Genomic DNA, 19,907 nt, shown 5'->3' with positions numbered 1-19,907 from the left:
TGAGAATCGCATTTTCACGAATCCCCGTCAAGAGTCTTTGGCACCGTTTTGGTGAGCGGATTTCTTTTGCCTGATGAAAGGTGAAAGAAGATGGAGAGTGGACAAATCACGACGCCCTTTGGGCGGCGGTCGATGTCGCTTGGGATGCTTGCAAGCCAGATGGCGTCGCGCGAGATTGAACCAGGTGCATCGGCCGAGAAATGGAAGCTTTATCGCTTGCTGTGCGAAGCAAGACCGTTGCTCGGTGTGAACGATCGGGCCCTGGCGGTTCTAAATGCGCTTCTCAGTTTCTATCCGCACAACGAGCTCGCGGAAGACAATGGCCTAATCGTTTTTCCGTCCAACGCGCAGCTGTCGATAAGAGCTCATGGGATGGCGGAACAGACAATTCGCCGACATCTCGCCGCGTTGATCGAAGCGGGACTGCTGGTGCGCAAGGATAGCGCTAACGGCAAGCGTTATGCCCAAAAGGGCCGCGGCGGGGAGATTGCCGAGGCATTCGGCTTCTCGTTGGCGCCCTTGCTTGCCCGGGCGGCAGAGATCGAGCGTCTTGCGGCCGATGTTATCGCAGAGCGACTGCATTTGCAGCGTTTACGCGAGCGATTGACCGTGTGCCGGCGCGATATCACCAAGATGATCGAGACGGCCATCGAAGAAGAGATTAACGGTGATTGGATGGGAATGATCGCGGTTTTGAAGTCCGTACTTGCGCGGCTGCCACGGATTCCGAACGCTGCCCAGGTTGAGGATGTCCTCGACGAACTGGGTCTCTTGCGCGAGGAAATCCTCAACACGCTGGAAACGCATGTCAAAACGAAAAATCAAAGCGGCAATGCCAGTCAAACTGAGCGGCATATACAGAATTCAAAACCCGACTCTATCTATGAATCTGAACCAAGCTTCGAAACGAAGCAGGGCACAAAGCCGGCGCAAAACAGTCAGCGGGGTGCCGAACCGCGAGACGACGACCAATCGACAGGTCGGCAGAAAGCCGAAAGGGATGGAGTGGGCATAGCGCCTGATCTTCGGTCGTTCCCGCTGGGCCTCGTGCTTCAGGCATGCCCGCAAATTTCCGATTACGCGACCGGGGGCGTCGTTTCGAGTTGGCGCGATCTGTTGTCGGCAGCGGTCGTGGTTCGCTCCATGCTTGGCGTCAGTCCCTCGGCGTATCAAGAGGCATGCATAGCGATGGGCCCGGAGAATGCGGCCACGGTGATGGCCTGCATCCTTGAGAGGGGAGGGCACATCAACTCCGCCGGCGGCTATCTGCGCAATCTGACGAGCCGAGCCCAGCGCGGCGAGTTCAGCCTTGGTCCGATGTTGATGGCGCTTGTGCGAGCGAACGGTGTGCCGCAACGACGCAGGGCTTAGGTTCTGGTGTGGCCTGGCGGTTAGTCGTGAGAATGCGGCTGTTCTGGCGACCGTTAGCATTTGAATGTGAGAATCGTGGATCCAGCAGCGCTATGTATATGCTCGCCCTCGTCTCTGCGGGAGTGGCGGTCCTGGTCAGAATCCTCTATATTGCAAACATGAGCGACGAACAGACCATATCAAACTCCACCAAGTCGGCCGTTGAGAAGGTCCTCCGTGACCGCCTCGGCCAGGCAGGGTTTTCTGGCGCCGACATTCGGGCCGATCGAGACAGCGATGGCGATCCCATCCTGCTCGTCGACGTGAAGTATGCATATTCGGACAAGCCAATCAGTTCGAAACTCACTTACGGTCTTTCGACCGAGGTGCGAAAGGCGTTGAGCGCCCTTGGAGAGACGCGGTTTCCGCATATTCGGCATCATTTCGACGAACAGCAGAAGATCGCAAGCTAACTCGTGTCGCATGATTTGATCGCCACCGCTCGGCGGCTCGCGAAGGCCAGCCCGAAGCGTCCACGCCAATCCGACCTGAAACGCGGCGTCAGTACAGCTTACTATGCGCTGTTTCACGCGCTTGCTCGCGATTGCGCCGATCTGCTCGTGGGTACGGGCGAAACGCGCAGCGAACCAGCATGGGCGCAAGTCTATAGGACACTCGAGCACGGTGTCGCGAAAAACTCCTGCAAAGCAGCGGCAAGCCGCGGCTTCCCGGGCAGTGTCGTCTCGTTCGCCGATACGTTTGTCATCCTGCAGGAAGAACGTCACCGCGCCGATTACGACCCGCTTGCGCGTTATGTCCGGGCCGAAGTCCTTGTTCTGATCGACAACTGTGAGCAGGCAATTAGAGATCTTGCATCGACGCCGCGATCGGATCGCAAGGCGTTCGCGGTATGGGTTCTGCTCCAGAAAAAAAGATAGCGCCGTTTTCCCGGAGCTGGAGCGGTCCCGCCGGCTTCCGGTGCGTCGATAAACGCGCGGCCGTTCATCGTGCCTTACCTCAGGACATCTCTAGTGGAATCGGCGGTCGTCAACACGATATCCGCTTACGGCAAGGAGACTTTATAAGTACGAAAAATTGTCCGTTTCAAACGGACTTTCCCGGCCGATCGTACGGTGACGAAAACTAGCCGTCATCGTTCATCTTGAAGTCATTTTGCCCAAAGCTGCAGGAAGGCGCGATAGTTCTTCATGCTCACGCGCCCTTCTCTTTCGTACTCACGAAGCAGAACGCTTGGACCGGCGCGCCCTGTGTGCTTCGACCATGCTCGTCGAGATAAAGCATCCAGAAACGCAAGTTTCCCGCCGAACTGATGAGTATGGAGAGAACCAACGATTTGTGGGTCGCCAAGAAGCAACCAGCGGCGGAAGCACCGACACTCCATTAGGCGGAGGCAACGCTGTATTTGCGGTCTTTTGCCGCGGTTGGTCCAGGCTAGGGACCTTTAGGCAATTCTGGCAAGCTGGCGCAGTCCTTCAAGCACAGGCGGCTGTCTGTACGGCAGCGATCGTTTGATGCGTCTACCCCAGTAAGGAAGAACGGCCGAAAATCGCAACTACAGTCCGATAGAAGCCATGCTATCCCGTTTGACCACATAGAGCTGCATGTTCCTTTCAGAACGTTTGCAGCAAGGTATTGGTCAGTTCTCACCGCCATTTTGCTCGGGCGAGTAATATGTCATTATACTGTCAGGAGTTGCACGCATACTCTGCGGATAAAGCCGAGGGGCGCAAATGACCGATATTAAGTTAAAAGTATTTTCGAACGCGGATGATGTTCATCTCGTGTGGCGTCATAGCGAAGATATTCCGGGTTGCATTGGCTTTGCCATCGAATGCCGGCGAGGCGATGGTGATCCGAAATACCTTTCCAATCGGGTCGGATTTGAGAACGATACGGAGGTTGACGCTGACGGAAAGCGTCTGACGTCACGCTCCTCGCAGACCTGGCCATTTCAACGCTATGACTGGACCGACCATGCGGCCGACCTTGGCGACGTGATCGCCTACCGTGTGGTGGCAAGGGTTCTGGACGACAACGGTTCGCTGATCGATGGGCCGTCGAGCGACTGGTCGGAGACCCTGACCCTTAGCGCCGACTGCGGCGACGGCGTCAGCGTTCACTTCAACCGTGGTTACGTCCTCTCTCAGTTCATGGCACGCTACATGCAGCGCAAAGGCATAACTCTCGAAGAGCTCAAGGCGACGGCAGTGGTCGTCAGCGAGAATGTCGATCGTGAAGCGCGCAACTTTCTCGGCGGTACGCTGCGGGAAACGATGCTGGCGATGATGGACGAGGTGGCAGAATCGCCCGATATGGAATTGCATGCAGCCCTATACGAATTGAGCGATGAAGAACTCATCGATGCGCTCGTTGCTAAGGCGACCGCGCCCATATCGTGCTGGCGAACGGCAGCGTCGACGAAGAGGGTGAGGACGAAAATGCGGATGCCCGCGCGCGCCTGAAAGGCGCCGGCTGCGTTGTGCACGATCGCTTCCTGGCTCCTCAGGCCCTAGCCCATAACAAATTCGTCGTCATTGGGCACAGTGCGGGTGGGCTGTTTGCGCCGGAGACGGTCTGGACCGGCAGCACCAACTGGACGCCGACCGGCCTCTGCACCCAGCTCAACAACGGCATCATGCTGGTGAACAAGGACCTCGCGGACCGATACGAGGCGCAGTTTACCCTCTTGGTCGCCGCCGGCAACGCTGTAACCGAGGACCTGCTGGACTCTAACAATCACCCGAAACGCGGTATCGCGCTGGGCGAGGCGATGGTCGACAGCTGGTTTTCCCGGCTCACCGGCGAGATCGACACCAAGGAGTTGGTGGAGCTCGTCAAGGGCGCAAAGCAGGGTGTGTTCTTCATCATGTTCCAGCCCGGTAATGAACCGGTGAGGACCCTGTTGAACATGCAAACGGAGAACAAGCTATACGTGCGAGGGGTCGCGACCCAGTTCACTTCGACTGGCGCCGAACACTTCAAGCTGCTGAAGCAGGATCCTGAGGAATATTTCCTCGATTCGGCACAGGACACCGGCGTCGGCAAAACCGTGGGACAATGGGTGGTCGAGGGCACGGCATCGCAGTTCCGCAGTGCAATTGGCCACGCCATCACCCACTCGAAAATTCTTGTCATCGACCCCTTTGGTGAGGAACCGATTGTGGTCACCGGCTCTCACAATTTCTCGAAATCGGCGAGCAGCAAGAACGACGAGAACTTCATCGTTATTCGAGGGCATCGCAAAATTGCGATGCATTACGCCATCAATGCAATGCAGACCTACAGTCACTATCGCTGGCGTGCCTATCTGGAGGAATCGGAGCGCGAAGACCGCGATCCGTTCCAGTATCTTTCGCGTGATCCCAACTGGCAGCGACGCCGGAACATCGGCGAAACCAAACGGATGTTGGCGTTCTGGCTTCCCGAGGCATGATGAAACCAATAAGCCGAGGCTGCGTCGGCGACGGCTCGACTGGTGACGCCCTCGCGTTATGTCGAGCGTCTAGCGTGCGTCAATCAAGGACGGTTGAACAGAGCACGGATAGTCGCCGAAATGACGTGAATGCGATCGGTCACAAGTGATATGGCGGGATCCAGATTGGCGGCCGTCCAAATGGGTGCGGCAACGAGAAGAAGGTAATAGACAGCGACCCCATACATGACAGTGACGACCGGCAAGGCAAAGCGGTAGACCCAGCGGGCGCTCGCGATAGGCTCTTCCACGAGACGTTGCCAATCCTGGTCGGACAGAAAGGCGTAAAGTTTGGTGCGCCATTCGCGTCTGCCTTGGTCGGCAAGACGATTGAAGCGCCAGTTTGTCGCCGTCGTGATGACGAGGCTGACGATTAGCACGACCGCGGCAGCAAGGGTGACCCAGCGCAACACCTCCGCAGATGTAATCTGCGTTGCTGTGGGGCTTTTAAGTGCAAGCACGACACCGGCAAGCGCAAAGTCGCGCCACAGGGACCCCAAAAGATCGCGCGTTGCGGTCTGCGCTTTCGCGACCTCATCTTGCAAGGACTTGCGCAAATCACCCAGTGCCTTCAAGGCGTCCTTGCTCTGATCCTGCAGGTGGAAGGTGAAGGCCTCGCGTGCACTCGCAAGGCTACCTTTCAGGACGACGGCCAAGCCGTCCGGCCAGGTGGCGCCGTCGCGCCAATCGAGCGATAGATGATTGTTGAGGAACTGGAATTTTGTCTCCGTCTCGCGGGGAGTGCCGTACACCCAGCGTGCCGCGTCCAATAGTGCTGGGAAAACCGCTGAGGACCAGTTCGCGCGAGGGTCTGCCACCTCGATCGGAGCCGATCTTGGTCCCTTCAGCACCACCTGCTTACCGGTTCCGGCAACTCTGATTTCCGATGGGAGACAGAGGGCAAGCTTTTCCACTGCGACATCGCGCCAAGCATCAAACACCGTCGAGGGACCAGGGACAGGATCGCGCAGCAGCCACGGTCCGATCTGCTCGGGAGTGGCACCAAAGGTCAGGTCGCGGACGAATTTCCGCGGCTTTTCTGGTAAATACGCTGCTGCTGCGTGGGATTTCGGTCCGTTCCAGGGCACTATCGTCAGCCCTTCCGTAATGAAACCCTCGAAGCTCACCGCGACCCATAAGGCGCGGGGTTTTGATATCCACTGGGCCTGGTTCAACGCCTCGCGGAACCCTCGCTCGGTCAGGAAGTATGCGAAAGTGTCATCGACAAGTTTGGTTATGACGAGTGACACTTTCTCGTCGGCAAGATAGACGGTTGCGAGATTGGCGAGATCGATCTCTTCCTGGATGTCGCCATAGAGCCGGACGTGTCCAAGGCTTTCCCGAGCACAGAGGCTCGCGAGTGCTCCGATCTCGGCCAGTCGCTCAGCCGTGGTGCAAAGTGCGTGATCGATACGGCACTCATCTACGGTCTCCGAAATGACGCTTCCGGGAGACTTACCCAATTCGACTAGAAGTGCGCGCGCCCTTGGCCCGAAATCGCTTGTCATTGCTCAGTCACCTGCCGCGTTCGAATTGTGACGGTTGTCCATCCATCCGAATCGGTTGTTTGGCTAAATGTACCGAGGGCGCTCTCGGGGACGACCAACCGAATCCCTTCGTTCGTTACGTATTTCCGTGGCCCTGCGGCGGGTACTGCGCTTCGATCATAGGTGAATGCTTCGCCAGCGAGATTGCGCCGTTCAAGCTCGCCCTGGAAGGTTGCCCTGATGGCGTCGCTTCCGTGCGCTCCGAAGAAATCGCCGACGAATTGTTCGGCATCAAACGATGTCCGGTTTTGTGTGATCTCAAGAATTTTTGGTTTAACACGGGTGGTAATATCCGAAGGTAATTCGAGCCGGTGGCGTTGCACGGTTTTCAAGGTCGCGTCGACGATCCCCTTCGTCATCTCGGTCTCACTATGCCGCCGTGTGACCCCAAGAAATCTTTCAAAGAACCCCGAAATTCCCGTGCGCGTATTTCGGTCAATGATTGCGAGCTCGCCACCTTGCTGCATGAGTTCGATCAATGCCGACTTCTGCAGGGCGGCCGGCGATTCCGTGAAGCTGTTGACCACGTCTGTCAGGATGGCAGTGGTGTCCTGCACGTCGAATGCCACGACTTTCTCATGATCGTACTTGATCAACGAATAAAGACGCCTCGTCCCTGTACGCAATACCATGACAATGAGGACGCCGCGTTTTATTCGCAGGTCGTCATGGCTGTGGAACTGCCTGGCGAGGGTTTGCGACACGTCGACGAAACGACCCGGTGCGCTCGCGATCGCAGCCAGATTGTCCCTTGTCAGGGATCCGGCTGTGAAGTCGAAGCGGTTACCCTTCAGCGTGTCAGAAACCCGGCCCAGGAAAAAACGCTCGAAATCGCCTATCGGCACCGAACCCAAGCCAATCGGGACGGCGTCCAGGAGGATTGGCTCTGGCTGACCATGATGGACAACGTGGAAGATGAAGTGAGTGATGCGGAGCTGTTCAATTTCGTCAGCTGTAAGAGACGGCATTCCTTACCCCCCGGTATCGCATTTGATATATCGGTTTTTGCTCATGCAATATTCATGCGTTCGCCATTGCCACACCATTGAGGAAAGCCATAGCGAGTCGGACCTAGAGTGAAATCTTGCATCTCGCGTTTCTGGTATCCACCGATTTGACGAGGAGCCCAAAGCGCGCGATTGCGCGCTCACGTTAGAACAACTGGATGCGGTTGTCGCCTCTGCGCAAATGCAATTTGTGATCTTTTCCTGGCTCCGAGGGATGCCCGTTGCGAGCCGAGAGGGGTCGGCAAAAGTCAGTCCGCATTTCCCCTGCTTGCAAGGTGATGCCGCGCGCGGGAGGGGTCTGTTTCTGAAACGAAGGAGTTTGAAAGCTCCCGCCTGAAGGGGAAGACGGTAGCTTCGGCAGGGCATCTCGTCTCCTGTGCGTCACCCTTGCGGGTCGGGCTGTCGGCGGAGCGGAAGCCCCTTCCGGTCTTCCCCTGCGGGCGTCCATCCCTGACGCGGAAGAGCAGCGTCGCGCGGTTGTCGCTGAGGCATGAGTATCCGGAAAAGCTTGATCGGAACCGCTTGCCGGGGGCAGTCGATCCCGGTTTCCGCCCGATGGGCGGCGCTATGCTAAACCTCCTGCGGCTGCCCTTTTAACCGGTCAAGCGGTGCGCGAACTGGCTCCGGCCGCGCTGCGCCCTTTGCCTGGTACGCTCTTCTTTCCGAGCTGGAAGATTTACCGGCGCGGAAGCGCCTCGCATCACCGATCAACCCTAAAAATCTAGGGGTATTCGCCAATTCGTGCCGCTCGCGACTGGTCTGCCGCAATCCTTGAGCGGACGTAGGCTGATCAGGGGTCTGTGATGCGGCGACATTGACTCTTGCACCGACCTGACCGAAAACGCGTGCAACAACATGAGGATCATCGATGGCTGACGAAGAAGTCCTTACACCGCCCGATAGCACCGCAACAAAGCCTGAAGCGGAGCAAGCAGCGACTGCCGCTCGTGGCAAACGGTCAAGCTCCAAGAAAGCAGCGGCGGGGAAGGCTGACGCGGCCAGTGAAAAGACGGCAAAGACCAAGGCGCGCGGCTTGAGTGACGACGTGAAGCGCGACAAGATCAAGCAGATCGAAGCTGCCGTTGCGGGTGGCGCAACATTGAAAGATGCTGTGAATGCCGCGTCGATATCCGACCAGACCTACTACACGTGGAAGAAAGCCGTTGCTGTGACGATTGCTGAAGTCCCCGCGAGCACGGCCGCATTTGACGATGAACTCGCCGAATTTGCCCAGCTTGAGGAAGAAAATCGCCGGCTGCGTAAGCTGCTTGCTGAAAAGCTTCGCGCCGAAAACGCCGCACTGCGCAAGCGGCTGGGGATCAGCTAGGCAGGGCTTCATGTTTGCGATGACACCATCAACGGGGCCGTGGTCACTGCGCTGCTGCAATCGATGTGAAGCTGACGAACGATGAAAACCCCACAGCGCAACTTCGTTGTCGAATACAAGAACCGGCGGCAAACCCAAGCAAGACCTCCATCCATTTGGGGCAGTCTCGATCTGCAGGCCGTTGCCCGGCAGATTGAGGCCGATGGCATTTTGCCTGATGCGGCTCGGTCCGATCCGAATGCCCCCGTCAGCGACCCAGCTCCGGTCGCAGCCATCGCCTCCTTGCAGGAGCCTCATGCTGCAATTGAGGACCATCTTCACGCTCCAGCTAGTCCGATCGTGGGCGACGGAAATGGTGTATCCCTAAAAGGCGTTCCGTCAGAGCTTTCGGCAATTGCGGCGCCCGCAGTGCACGATCATCGTCGGACTGAAAGTGACGCGAAGAGTTCAAACCGTTCTCCAACGCGCGGCAAACGCGCACCCATCCAACAGCGGACTGTTGCCGACGGTTGCTTTGAGTTTTCGCAACCGCGCGATGACGAGGAAGACCTTGTCGCGCTCGACGCAGAAAACCGTTGGCTGAAGAGGCTCGTGATCATCAAGCTCCGTCAGGAAAACGACAAGCTGAGATCGATGCTAAGTCGATTCAGCTCTGAATAATCCAAAGATCTGTTCGAATGAACGTCTTTTCCAGCGAGAAATCTCCGTGCTTCTCCCGCCAGCCAAACAGTCAGCGTTTGATCAAACGTCAGTGCCGGCACGCCTCGGACGACCAAAACACTTCCCGAACCCTGTGGTTGCCCTACGCGATTACCGAGGAGTGTTTTGTATAGGCTCGCCTTCGTCTCGGCGGTCCCTGGCAGAATCCTTTATATTGCAAACATGAGCGACGAACGGACCATATCAAACTCCACCAAGTCGGCCGTTGAGAAGGTCCTCCGTGACCGCCTCGGCCAGGCAGGATTTTCTGGCGCCGACATTCGGGCCGATCGAGACAGCGATGGCGATCCCATCCTGCTCGTCGACGTGAAGTATGCATATTCGGACAAGCCAATCAGTTCGAAACTCACTTACGGTCTTTCGACCGAGGTGCGAAAGGCGTTGAGCGCCCTTGGAGAGACGCGGTTTCCGCATATTCGGCATCATTTCGACGAACAGCAGAAGATCGCAAGCTAACCCGTGTCGCATGATTTGATCGCCACCGCTCGGCGGCTCGCGAAGGCGTTTGATCCACTGCGGCCGGTCACCGAAAAGCTCGGAAACCTTCTCGGCGTATAGCGGAAACCGCCATTCGTCCCCGGATCACGTGTTGCCTTAGCTTGGCGCTGATCAAGGCGCTATCGCTAGCTCAGCGCTCCCGCATTGGTTCGGATTCAATTTCAACAAGCGGGGCAAAGACGTATTCGAGCAACCTCCGGGATCCGGTCTTGATTTCGACCGTTACTGTCATTCCTGCAGCCAAAGGGACATAGTGGCCGTCAGCCTCAATGCTGGTCTTCGTCGGCGTGACGATCACAGGATAGACGAGGTTCTGCGTCTGTCCCATCGAAGTGACGTTGGTGTTTGCCTTGGCGAGCTGTGTGGGATCGTTTTCGGCCAGTTGCGCGTCCGAGCTCGGGATCGAGTCACGGGCAACGCGGTTGACCGTGCGCCGCCGCCTGAACCGCTATTCTTCACCGGATGGGTTCAACCGCTCCTGCATATCCTTGCCTGGGCGAAAGAACGGTATCCATTTCTCTTCGACAAAGACCGGTGTTCCGTTGCTCGGATTCCGGCCGGAACGTGAGCGCCGGTTGCGCACGGAAAACACGCCGAAGCCGCGCAACTCGACGCGCCCGCCTTGCGCTAGCGTCTCCGCTATTTCATCGAGGATCGTATCGACGATACGCTCGGCATCATTGTGGTAAAGATGGGGATTGCGTGACGCAATCAGGGAAACGAGTTCTGATTTTATCACCTGTGACCTCGTCGTAGCTGCGAGTGGCGCATATTGCTGAGATTGGAATAGGAGGTAGGCAGCGGTCGATCAACAGGGGGAGGGCGGAATCCGCTGCGGGATAAAAAGGAGGCGCAGGGCAATAGAGAGGGAGAGGAGGGAAGGGAAAAGCTGTGACGGATTGAGAGGGTTGGAGAGAGGCTCCGGCCGGTCCGTTACGGAGAAACCGACATGGCACAAGCCATCCAGAAAATCACCCTCAGTTCAGCCCGGGATATTCCCTTCAACAAGCTCGTCTTGAGCCAGCAGAATGTCCGCAAGATTAAGGCGGGCATTTCAATCGAGGACCTCGCGGAGGATATCGCCCGCCGGGGGCTCCTGACCAGCCTCAATGTCCGGCCCGAACTCGATGGCGACGGCAACGAGACAGGCATCTACCGCATTCCTGCCGGCGGCCGGCGTTATAGAGCGCTCGAATTGCTCGTCTCCCAGAAAAGGCTCTCGAAAACCGCCGGCGTGCCCTGCATCGTCAGCAGCGGCGAAACTCCGGAGATCGAAGATTCGCTCGCTGAGAACGTGCAGCGTGTCGACCTTCATCCTCTCGACCAGTTCAGGGCATTCCAGAGCTTGCGCGAGCAGGGGCAGAGCGAAGACGACATCGCCGCCCGCTTTTTCGTCTCGGTCGCGACGGTGCGGCAGAGATTGCGACTGGCATCCGTCTCGCCGCGGCTGCTCGATCTTTACGCGGCCGACGAGATGACCCTGCAGCAGGTGATGGCCTTCTCGATCACCAATGATCATGTTCGTCAGGAGCAGGTCTGGGACACCGTTTTGCGGTCCCATGCCCAGGAGCCCTACTATATCCGCAGGCTCCTGACCGAGACGACAATCCGGGCGACCGACCGCCGCGCCGCCTATGTCGGACTCGAGGCTTATGAAGCTGCCGGCGGTGTGGTCATGCGCGACCTCTTCGATGAGGACAATGGCGGATGGCTCCAGGATCCGGCGCTGCTCGAGCAATTGGTGATCGAGAAATTGAAGATAGATGCAGAGGCACTCAAGGGCGAGGAAGGCTGGAACTGGGTCGAGGCCGCCTTCGACTTCCCCTATGGCCATACGTCCGGGCTGCGCCGCTTCTACGGCGAGCAGGCCGAGATGACCCAGGCGGAACTCGATCGTCATGACAGATTAAGGGCCGAATACGACAAACTCGACGCGGACTATGCCGAAGCCGAGGACTATTCCGAGGAGACCGAACGCCTCCTGGAGAAACTCGGAGCCGAGCTCGACGAGCTGAATGACCGGCCCTACGTTTTCGATCCTGAAGAGGTTGCCCGCGGTGGTGCCTTCATCTCGCTTGCTGCCAATGGCGAGTTGAAAATCGAACGGGGGTTCGTCAGAAGCGAGGATGAGGTCCCGGTTGAAACAACCGACGCAGATGCAGCGGGATTGGACGGCAACAATAACAATCCGATGCCCGCATGGTCTGCAGGCGGGATTTCCGTGAATGGCCAGGCGGTCTCTGGTGAGCCCGCGGAGGATGACGACGACATCGTGAGGCCATTGTCCGATCGGCTTGTCGTGGATCTGACGGCGACGCGAACGGTCGCGCTGCGCAATGCGCTTGCCAATGAACCGGTCATCGCGTTTATCGCGGTGCTGCACGCCTTCGTCTTGAAGACCTTCTACGTTTACGGCTCGGACTCATGCCTGGAGGTGACGCTGCAAAGCGCTCGTTTCAGCCAGACGCCCGGCCTCGGCGATACGATTTGGGCCAAGGAGATCGATCAGCGGCACGAGGCCTGGGGCCAGGATCTCCCGAAATCGCCCGATGACCTCTGGACCTTCCTGATCGCGCTCGACGAGGTCAGCCGACAGGCCCTATTTGCCCATTGCGCCTCGTTGTCGCTCAATGCGGTCATCGAGCCGTGGAACAAGCGCACACGTGCGATTGCTCATGCGGACCAGGTCGCCCGGTCGATTGGTTTCGACATGGTCGCGGCGGGCTGGACGCCGACGGTGGATTCCTATCTCGGCCGTGTCACCAAGTCGCACATTCTCCAGGCGGTTCGTGAGGCGAAGGGCGATCAATCAGCGGAACTGATCGGCCATCTGAAGAAGACCGATATGGCCCGCGAGGCCGAACGGTTAATGGCCGGTAGTGGTTGGCTTCCGGAGCCTCTCGGTCTCGCGGCAGATCTGGGTGCCGTCGACGAAGCGATGGTCGAAACCGGGGAGATTCACCATGACGGTGCCACCGAGAGCCGGAATTTCGAACTTCCGGCATTCCTGACCGAGGAAACCGATGAGGTGTCCATGCCGACGGACGAGCGCGACGAACAACATCATCTCGACGCGGCGGAATAACCATTCTTTGGATCAACCAAAGGCCCGGCTTCGAAAGGAGACCGGGCCGTTTCAGTTTCAGGAGCATTTCAATGCCCGACTTTACGATCGAATCCACCTATCACCTGCCGGTTTTTCGGCATCGTACTTATGCGGCTGACACGCTCGAGGCCGCCTGCCGGGCCGCCGTCGACGACGACAATTGGGATCTCGCCGAGAAAGACTACGATTCCTCCGGCGAGGTTCATATCACCGGCGTCTGGGAAGGCGCCCATAGCGCCTATACCGGACCGTCGTTCCAGGTGCCATCGCAATTCGATGAAGCTGTCCAGCGGCGTGCACGTCATTTCGAGATGCTGCTCGGCCTGTTGAAGATCTTCTTCGACGACGCGCGAGCAGCACGGCCTCCGTCGCCTGACTGGCTTGCCCGCTCGGCCTGGGAGATAGCGCGTGGTGAGGCCATCCTTAGCAACGCTCCGGATCCCGATAAGCCTGTAGAGCCGCCAAAGCCGGACCACATCCTGGCGCGGCTGCAGGAAGATCAGGTTCGCAACGCGATCGCCGCCGTACTGGACGTCGATGACAATTTCCGAGCGCTTTCGCCGACGGCCGTAACCGACGACGACATCCACACCGCCTGCCTCACGATCGCGACGACCATGGATGTCTCGGACGTCGTCGGCAATGCCGAATTTCAGGCGGCGCTTGCAGCGATCCGGTCGGCGCATCAGCGCCTCCATCCAGCCTGACTTTCCATCAGCCATTTCACTTCCCCAACCCAGCCCGGCCACAGCGCCGGGCGCTTGTTTTTCAGGAGACTCCCATGAACACTTTAACACACGAGGCCCGGTCCGTTTCCTCGGGCTTCAGGGTCGCTATCTCGCGCGGCGAACGCATCGGCCGCGTTTCTTCGGAATGGTTTTCGCGCCCCGATGACGAGCGGTTCCTGTCGCTGACCGAGCTCTACGATACCGTCCGGTCCCGGGCCGACCGCGCCCATGCGCGAACGATCGAAAGCGCTGCGATCCGCGTCGAGGCCACACGCGACAATGCCGAGCGGCTTGAGCTTCTCGTTCCAGGTCAGCGTCAGGCGATCGCGCCGACCCATTGGAGCTACGGCCAGCTTTGCAGCCTGGTCGGCGCCCCCGCCACCTATATGCGGCAACTGCCGGCGCCGCTCGCCGCGATCAATCTGCAGCATGGTCTGCTCAATCACCGTGCCGAGCTCGTCAAGACGCTCGAGATGGACGACGGTCGCCTGGAACTGCGGGCCGTCACCGGACCGGAATATGGCCGCATCTGGGATCACGAACTGGTCTCGGCGGTCATGAAGATTGCCGGAAATGGCACTGGCGACACCATGTGGAAAGTACCTGGTGTGCTGGATTGGGCGACGATGACCCACAATCCGTTCGTCGACATCACCAAGGACACGACCACCCTCTATGCCAGCGACCGGGACGTCTTCCTGTTCCTGGTCGACGACACCCATCCGATCGAAGCCGGGCGATTGCCGAACGGCGAGCCTGATCTCTACTTCCGCGGCTTTTACGCCTGGAACTCGGAGGTCGGATCGAAGACGCTCGGCATCGCCTCCTTTTATTTGCGGGCGGTCTGCGCCAACAGAAATTTGTGGGGCACGGAGAATTTCGAGGGGATCACCATCCGGCACTCGAAGTTCGCCGCCCAGCGCTTTGCGCATGAGGCGGCACCCGCGCTGACCAGCTTCGCCAATTCCTCGCCGGCGCCATTCATCGCCGGCATCAAGGCGGCACGCGAGCGGATCGTTGCCCGCAAGGACGACGATCGCGAAACCTTCCTGCGCCGCCGCGGCTTTTCGAAAGGCGAGACCGGCAAGGTGATCGAGATGGTGCTGTCGGAGGAGGGGAGGCCGCCGGAGTCGGTCTTCGACTTCGTCCAGGGGATTACCGCGCTGGCGCGCACCAAGACCAATCAGGACACGCGTCTCGAACTCGAAGGCAAAGCGAAGAAGCTGCTGGAGAGCGCCTCCTGACATGTTCATGCGCGCCTGGCTCAGAGCCCGGCCGCGTCCCCAATCCCTATCGACATCATCGCAGAGCCCGGTCAAGCGCCGGGCCCCGTTTTGCCTGGAGCACCCCAATGGCTATCCCCGATCATGCCCGCATAAACTTCGACACGCTGCTACGTGCAGCGTGCGATGGCAATCTTGCTCTCATGGAATGCCTCGATGCCGCTACACGCGAGCCGCGTTACGTGCTCTGCGCCGTCGGCCGCAGTGACGGCGAATACGTCTTCACGCCGTTCGGCCATCTTGCCGACGCCAACCCGTACGGCGCCTACCTGCCGCCGGATCCCGACGATCCCACCGGCTTCATTGTTAGCCCGGCAATCTAAGCACTGATGGTCGCCGGCAGTTTTTGCTGGCGACTCCCGATCCCTCCCTGGCTGCCCGATGACGCTCCTCCGACCCCTTCGGCAGGGCGCTGGGCGCTGCCGTTCTTTCCTCACTCCTGGAGTCCCCTTCGATGAACATCATATCGCATCCTCAAACCGTTTCCGCCCCTTCGCGTCTTGAGACCAAAAGCCGCGCTGACGAACTTATCGAAGCTGCCGGTCGGATCGCCTTGCTTTTGGAGCAAGGCAAAGTCGTCACGTCAGGCGACCTGCGACAGAACATGATCGAGGCCCTTGGCGGCAGCGACGCCGAAGGCCTCTGGCTTTGGAAAGACGCCTATGAAGCGACCGAAGCTGCTCAGGTCCTTTTCCTGCGCAAGTTCGGGCCAGCGATCGTTTCCGGCGCCCATTCGCCCCAATCGACACTCGCGATGCTCACGAAAGTGGAGAACCTTCTGCCGACCCATACACGAAGATCTGAGGAGAGCCAGGCCCTGCAGCAATTCTCGACACCGATCCCGCTTGCCTACGCCGCATCGCGTGCTGCAGGCATCACGCCTGCTGACACGGTTCTCGAGCCGTCGGCTGGAACCGGCCTTATGGCGATCTTCGCGGAACTCGCGGGCGGGCACCTTGCGCTCAACGAATACGCGGCTGTTCGGAAATCGCTGTTGCAGCAGCTCTTCTCTGGCGTTTCGATATCGCAGCACGACGCCGCGCATATCGACGATTATCTCGATCGCTCCGTTCGACCGAGCGTCGTTTTGATGAACCCGCCGTTCTCCGCTGGCGTCCACGTGGAAGGTCGTGTCACCGATGCTGCCTGGAGGCATCTGACGTCCGCCTTCGCCCGCCTCGCCCCTGGCGGGCGGTTGGTCGCGATCACGGGATCCAGTCTTTCTCCCGATAATTCCGTATGGCGCGATGCTTTCGTTCGCCTTCAGGGGCAGGGCGCCGTGCTGTTCACCGCGGCGATCGACGGCAGCATCTATGCCCGCCATGGCACGACGATGGAAACGTGCCTCATCGTCATCGATAAGATCCCGGCGCGCGATCCCTCGAAGCTCGCAACGTCGAGCGGCACTGCGCAGGATCTGGAAACACTACTTAATTGGGTCAGCGGCCTTCCAACGCGGGCGCCCCTGACGACGCCGAACTCCATTGGAGCATCCCGCAGCGGTATCCTGCGCGCGGACACAATGCGGCAAGCAGCAAGCGCCTCGTCGCGTCGCCCTGCGGACGGAGGACAGGCGGGGCCTGCAACAACGGTGCGTCCCATACCTGTCGATGATGAAATCATCGAACTGTCATACGAGCTGCGGGACGCTCAGCCCAAGGATGAGACCAATGGCGCTGATGGCATCTACGAGGCCTATCGGCTGCAATCGATCCACATACCCGATGCAAAACCGCATCCCGACAGGCTGGTTGAATCCGTGGCGATGGCATCCGTCGCGCCGCCGAAGCCGAGTTATCGCCCGCACCTGCCGAAGCGCATCGCTGCAAGCGGAGATCTTTCCGACGCCCAGCTCGAAAGCGTCATCTATGCCGGCGAAGCTCATTCCAGCTATCTCGCTGGACATTGGAGCGTCGATGCGTCCTTCGACAATCTCAAGCCGGTTGCATCGGATGCAGAACATGCTGTCCGCTTCCGTCGCGGTTGGTTCCTCGGCGACGGAACAGGCGCCGGCAAGGGCCGCCAGGCCGCCGGCATCATTTTGGACAACTGGCTGAAAGGCCGCCGGCGGCATGTCTGGATCTCAAAATCCGACAAGCTGATCGAGGATGCCCAGCGCGACTGGAGCGCGTTGGGCCAAGAGAAGTTGCTGGTGACGCCGCTGTCGCGTTTTCGACAGGGCAAGCCGATCAAGCTGGAGGAAGGTATTCTCTTCACCACTTTTGCAACGCTGCGCAGCGATGAGCGTGAGGGCAAGCGCTCGCGTGTTCAGCAGATCGTCGACTGGCTTGGAAGCGATTTTGGCGGTGTTATTATCTTCGATGAAGGTCACGCCATGGCCAATGCCGCCGGCGGCAAGACCGAACGCGGTGACAAAGCCGCATCGCAGCAGGGCAGGGCAGGGCTCCGCCTGCAACGAGCCCTTCCGGATGCTCGTGTCGTCTACGTCTCGGCAACCGGCGCATCGGAAGTCGAATCCCTTGCCTACGCGGAACGCCTCGGTCTTTGGGGCAGCAGCGACTTTCCCTTTCCGACCCGCTCCGAATTCATCGCCGCGATCGAAGATGGCGGTGTCGCTGCCATGGAAGTTCTGGCGAGAGACCTGAAGGCCATGGGTCTCTACGCATCTCGGTCGCTCTCCTTCGAGGGCGTGGAATACGAGATCCTCGAACACGAGCTGACCGAGGAACAGATCCGCATCTACGATGCCTATGCCGAGGCGTTCCAGGTCATCCACAATCATCTCGATGCCGCAATGGAGGCCTCGGGCATCACTGGGCAATCGGGCACGCTGAACAAAAATGCCAAGGCGGCGGCACGCTCAGCCTTCGAAAGCTCGAAGCAGAGATTTTTCAATCATCTTCTGACCTCGATGAAAACGCCGGCCCTTCTCAAAGCGACCGCTGCAGATTTGGACGATGGTCATGCTGCCATCGTCCAGCTCGTCTCGACGGGAGCGGCTTTGACCGAGCGCCGGCTGGCGCAGATCCCGACCGAGGAATGGAGCGATCTGCAGGTCGACGTCACACCGCGGGAATATGTCGTCGACTACCTCATGCACTCCTTCCCGGTGCAGCTCTTCGAGGAATTCTCCGACGCCGAGGGCAATCTCAGCTCCCGTCCCGTCCATGACGCCGACGGCAACCCTGTCATCTGCCGCGAGGCCGAACGGCGACGTGACGAGCTCGTTGAAACCTTGGGCAGCCTGCCGGCGATCCCGACCGCCCTTGACCAGATCGTCCAGGTCTTCGGCGCCAGCAAGGTCGCAGAGATCACCGGTCGCTCCCGCCGCATCATTCGCCGGGAGGACAGCGCCTCCATCGCCCGCTATGCCGTGCAGAACCGGCCGGGCAGCGCCAATCTCGATGAGGCCCGCGCCTTCATGGATGACGAGAAGGGCATTCTTGTCTTCAGCGACGCCGGCGGAACCGGCAGATCCTATCATGCGGATCTCGCCGCCAAAAATCGGCGCCTGCGTGTTCATAACCTTCTGGAAGCTGGCTGGCGCGCCGACGTGGCGATCCAGGGTCTTGGACGCAGCCACCGCACGAACCAGAAGCAGCCACCACTCTTCCGGATGATCGCCACCAACGTCAAGGCAGAACGGCGCTTCCTGTCGACAATCGCCAGGCGTCTCGACACGCTTGGCGCCATCACCCGTGGCCAGCGTCAGACAGGCGGGCAGGGCATGTTCCGGTCCGAGGACAATCTCGAGTCCCAATATGCCCGCGACGCGTTGCGGCAATTCTACGGGTTGCTGCATGCTGGCAGGATCGATGGCTGCTCGCTCGACTGCTTCGAGAACATCACCGGTCTGTCACTCACATCGGAGGAAGGCGGGTTAAAGGACGAGTTGCCGCCGATCCAGACCTTCCTCAATCGCATGCTGGCGCTGACCATCGCCATGCAGAACGTGCTGTTCGAGGCCTTCGAGCAGCTGTTGGCCGCCCGCATCGAAGGTGCGATTGCGGCCGGCATTTATGACAAGGGGCTGGAGACGATCACCGCCGACAGCATGACGGTCACTGAGCGCCGGCTGATCTATACGCATCCGGTCACCGGCGCGCATTCGCATCTCTTGACCATCGAGAGGAGGGATCGCAATGCACCGATGCATATCGAGGAAGTTCAGAGCCTCGTGCAGCAGGATCACCGCGCCAGGCTGATGATCAACGGCAAGTCTGGCAGGCCCGCTGTGATGGTGCCCACCCGCTCGATCATGCTGGACGACGGCTCCATTCAGCCGCGCGTGTCGCTGATCCGGCCGATGGACGAGCTCCGCTTCGAAGTGCGGCACCTTGAAGAGACGAATTGGAAGGAGGTTGACGAACAAGCATTCGTCCTCGCCTGGAATACCGAGGTTGCCGCCGTGGCGGAATTTTCGACGTCGACGATGCATATCGTCAGCGGTTTGTTGCTGCCCATCTGGAAACTCCTGCCGCGGGACTTTTGCCGCGTGCGGCGTCTGCAGACAGATGACGGCGAACGGATCGTCGGCCGTGTCATCGCCCCGGATCGGCTGGCCGGGCTTTGCCGCAACTTCGGCATCGACCAGAGGCAGGTGCTCAGCGCCGACCAGGCCTGGGCATCGTTGGTCGACGGATCCTCTATCGTCGCGCTTGCGGGCGGCATGACGCTCCGCCGCGTGCGCGTCATGAACGACTACCGCATCGAACTCACCGGCTTCACCGACGGCACGCGCGGCTGGCTGCGGTCGATCGGCCTGTTCTCCGAGATGATCAATTGGAAGCTGCGTTTCTTCGTGCCTGTCACAGACGAGGGTGCAGCGATCCTGTCGAAGCTGATGCAGCGTCATCGCTTGGTCGACATCGCGCGCCGGTCGTGACG

The 19,907-nt window shown here is 59.4% G+C and carries 16 protein-coding genes; 12 read left to right on the top strand and 4 right to left on the bottom strand.

Features of this window, described 5'->3' with window-relative positions:
* Positions 1–90: 90 nt before the first annotated feature.
* The 5 genes from repC (at position 91) to FHT71_RS13375 (ending at position 4,804) form a co-directional block, all read left to right on the top strand.
* A complete protein-coding gene (repC, locus tag FHT71_RS13395; protein WP_183720152.1) occupies positions 91–1,371 on the top strand; it encodes a plasmid replication protein RepC in 1,281 nt (426 codons plus the stop codon).
* A 92-nt stretch (positions 1,372–1,463) separates the two neighbouring features.
* Positions 1,464–1,823 (top strand): hypothetical protein, encoded by a 360-nt coding sequence (locus FHT71_RS13390; RefSeq protein ID WP_246711336.1) that lies wholly within the window; start codon positions 1,464–1,466, stop codon positions 1,821–1,823.
* A gap of 3 nt (positions 1,824–1,826) precedes the next feature.
* Positions 1,827–2,288 carry a hypothetical protein gene (locus tag FHT71_RS13385; protein WP_183720149.1) on the top strand — a complete coding sequence of 154 codons (462 nt, stop codon included), beginning with the start codon at positions 1,827–1,829 and terminating at the stop codon, positions 2,286–2,288.
* Positions 2,289–3,101: 813 nt separating this feature from the next.
* Positions 3,102–3,833: a hypothetical protein gene (locus FHT71_RS13380; protein WP_183720146.1), complete on the top strand. Its 732-nt coding sequence runs from the start codon at positions 3,102–3,104 to the stop codon at positions 3,831–3,833.
* Entirely contained in the window at positions 3,767–4,804 is a 1,038-nt protein-coding gene (locus FHT71_RS13375) for a phospholipase D-like domain-containing protein (RefSeq protein ID WP_183720144.1), read from the top strand. The genes FHT71_RS13380 and FHT71_RS13375 overlap by 67 nt, the downstream gene beginning before the upstream one ends.
* A gap of 83 nt (positions 4,805–4,887) precedes the next feature.
* On the opposite strand, the gene FHT71_RS13370 is transcribed toward FHT71_RS13375, so the two are convergent.
* Complete coding sequence (locus FHT71_RS13370) at positions 4,888–6,351, bottom strand: hypothetical protein (RefSeq protein ID WP_183720141.1); 1,464 nt, start codon at positions 6,349–6,351, stop codon at positions 4,888–4,890.
* Positions 6,348–7,358, bottom strand: a complete 1,011-nt coding sequence (locus tag FHT71_RS13365; protein ID WP_183720138.1) for a nucleoid-associated protein — start codon at positions 7,356–7,358, stop codon at positions 6,348–6,350. The genes FHT71_RS13370 and FHT71_RS13365 overlap by 4 nt, the downstream gene beginning before the upstream one ends.
* A gap of 907 nt (positions 7,359–8,265) precedes the next feature.
* Here FHT71_RS13365 and FHT71_RS13360 point away from each other — a divergent pair.
* Both FHT71_RS13360 and FHT71_RS13355 read left to right on the top strand, forming a co-directional pair.
* Positions 8,266–8,724 (top strand): transposase, encoded by a 459-nt coding sequence (locus FHT71_RS13360; RefSeq protein WP_183720135.1) that lies wholly within the window; start codon positions 8,266–8,268, stop codon positions 8,722–8,724.
* A gap of 882 nt (positions 8,725–9,606) precedes the next feature.
* Entirely contained in the window at positions 9,607–9,900 is a 294-nt protein-coding gene (locus tag FHT71_RS13355) for a hypothetical protein (RefSeq protein ID WP_183720132.1), read from the top strand.
* A gap of 172 nt (positions 9,901–10,072) precedes the next feature.
* Here FHT71_RS13355 and FHT71_RS13350 read toward each other — a convergent pair whose 3' ends face one another.
* Both FHT71_RS13350 and FHT71_RS13345 read right to left on the bottom strand, forming a co-directional pair.
* On the bottom strand, positions 10,073–10,270 hold the full coding sequence (locus tag FHT71_RS13350; RefSeq protein WP_183720129.1) for a hypothetical protein: 198 nt from the start codon (positions 10,268–10,270) through the stop codon (positions 10,073–10,075).
* A gap of 120 nt (positions 10,271–10,390) precedes the next feature.
* Complete coding sequence (locus FHT71_RS13345) at positions 10,391–10,681, bottom strand: integration host factor subunit beta (RefSeq protein WP_183720126.1); 291 nt, start codon at positions 10,679–10,681, stop codon at positions 10,391–10,393.
* Between the two features lie 210 nt (positions 10,682–10,891).
* Between FHT71_RS13345 and FHT71_RS13340 the strand changes: the two genes are divergently transcribed.
* From FHT71_RS13340 to FHT71_RS13320, 5 genes are all read left to right on the top strand, one after another.
* Complete coding sequence (locus tag FHT71_RS13340; RefSeq protein ID WP_183720123.1) at positions 10,892–13,027, top strand: ParB/RepB/Spo0J family partition protein; 2,136 nt, start codon at positions 10,892–10,894, stop codon at positions 13,025–13,027.
* 71 nt (positions 13,028–13,098) lie between these two features.
* Positions 13,099–13,755 carry a hypothetical protein gene (locus FHT71_RS13335; RefSeq protein ID WP_183720120.1) on the top strand — a complete coding sequence of 219 codons (657 nt, stop codon included), beginning with the start codon at positions 13,099–13,101 and terminating at the stop codon, positions 13,753–13,755.
* A 74-nt stretch (positions 13,756–13,829) separates the two neighbouring features.
* Positions 13,830–15,020, top strand: coding sequence for a DUF932 domain-containing protein (locus FHT71_RS13330; RefSeq protein WP_183720117.1), 1,191 nt, complete (start codon positions 13,830–13,832; stop codon positions 15,018–15,020).
* A 107-nt stretch (positions 15,021–15,127) separates the two neighbouring features.
* Complete coding sequence (locus FHT71_RS13325; protein ID WP_183720114.1) at positions 15,128–15,382, top strand: DUF6117 family protein; 255 nt, start codon at positions 15,128–15,130, stop codon at positions 15,380–15,382.
* A 131-nt stretch (positions 15,383–15,513) separates the two neighbouring features.
* A complete protein-coding gene (locus FHT71_RS13320) occupies positions 15,514–19,905 on the top strand; it encodes a strawberry notch family protein (RefSeq protein ID WP_183720111.1) in 4,392 nt (1,463 codons plus the stop codon).
* Positions 19,906–19,907 lie beyond the last annotated feature (2 nt).

The sequence above is a fragment of the Rhizobium sp. BK060 genome, from assembly GCF_014193145.1.
In the GTDB taxonomy this organism is placed as follows: domain Bacteria; phylum Pseudomonadota; class Alphaproteobacteria; order Rhizobiales; family Rhizobiaceae; genus Rhizobium.
This window is presented reverse-complemented; position numbering and strand designations above follow the sequence as displayed.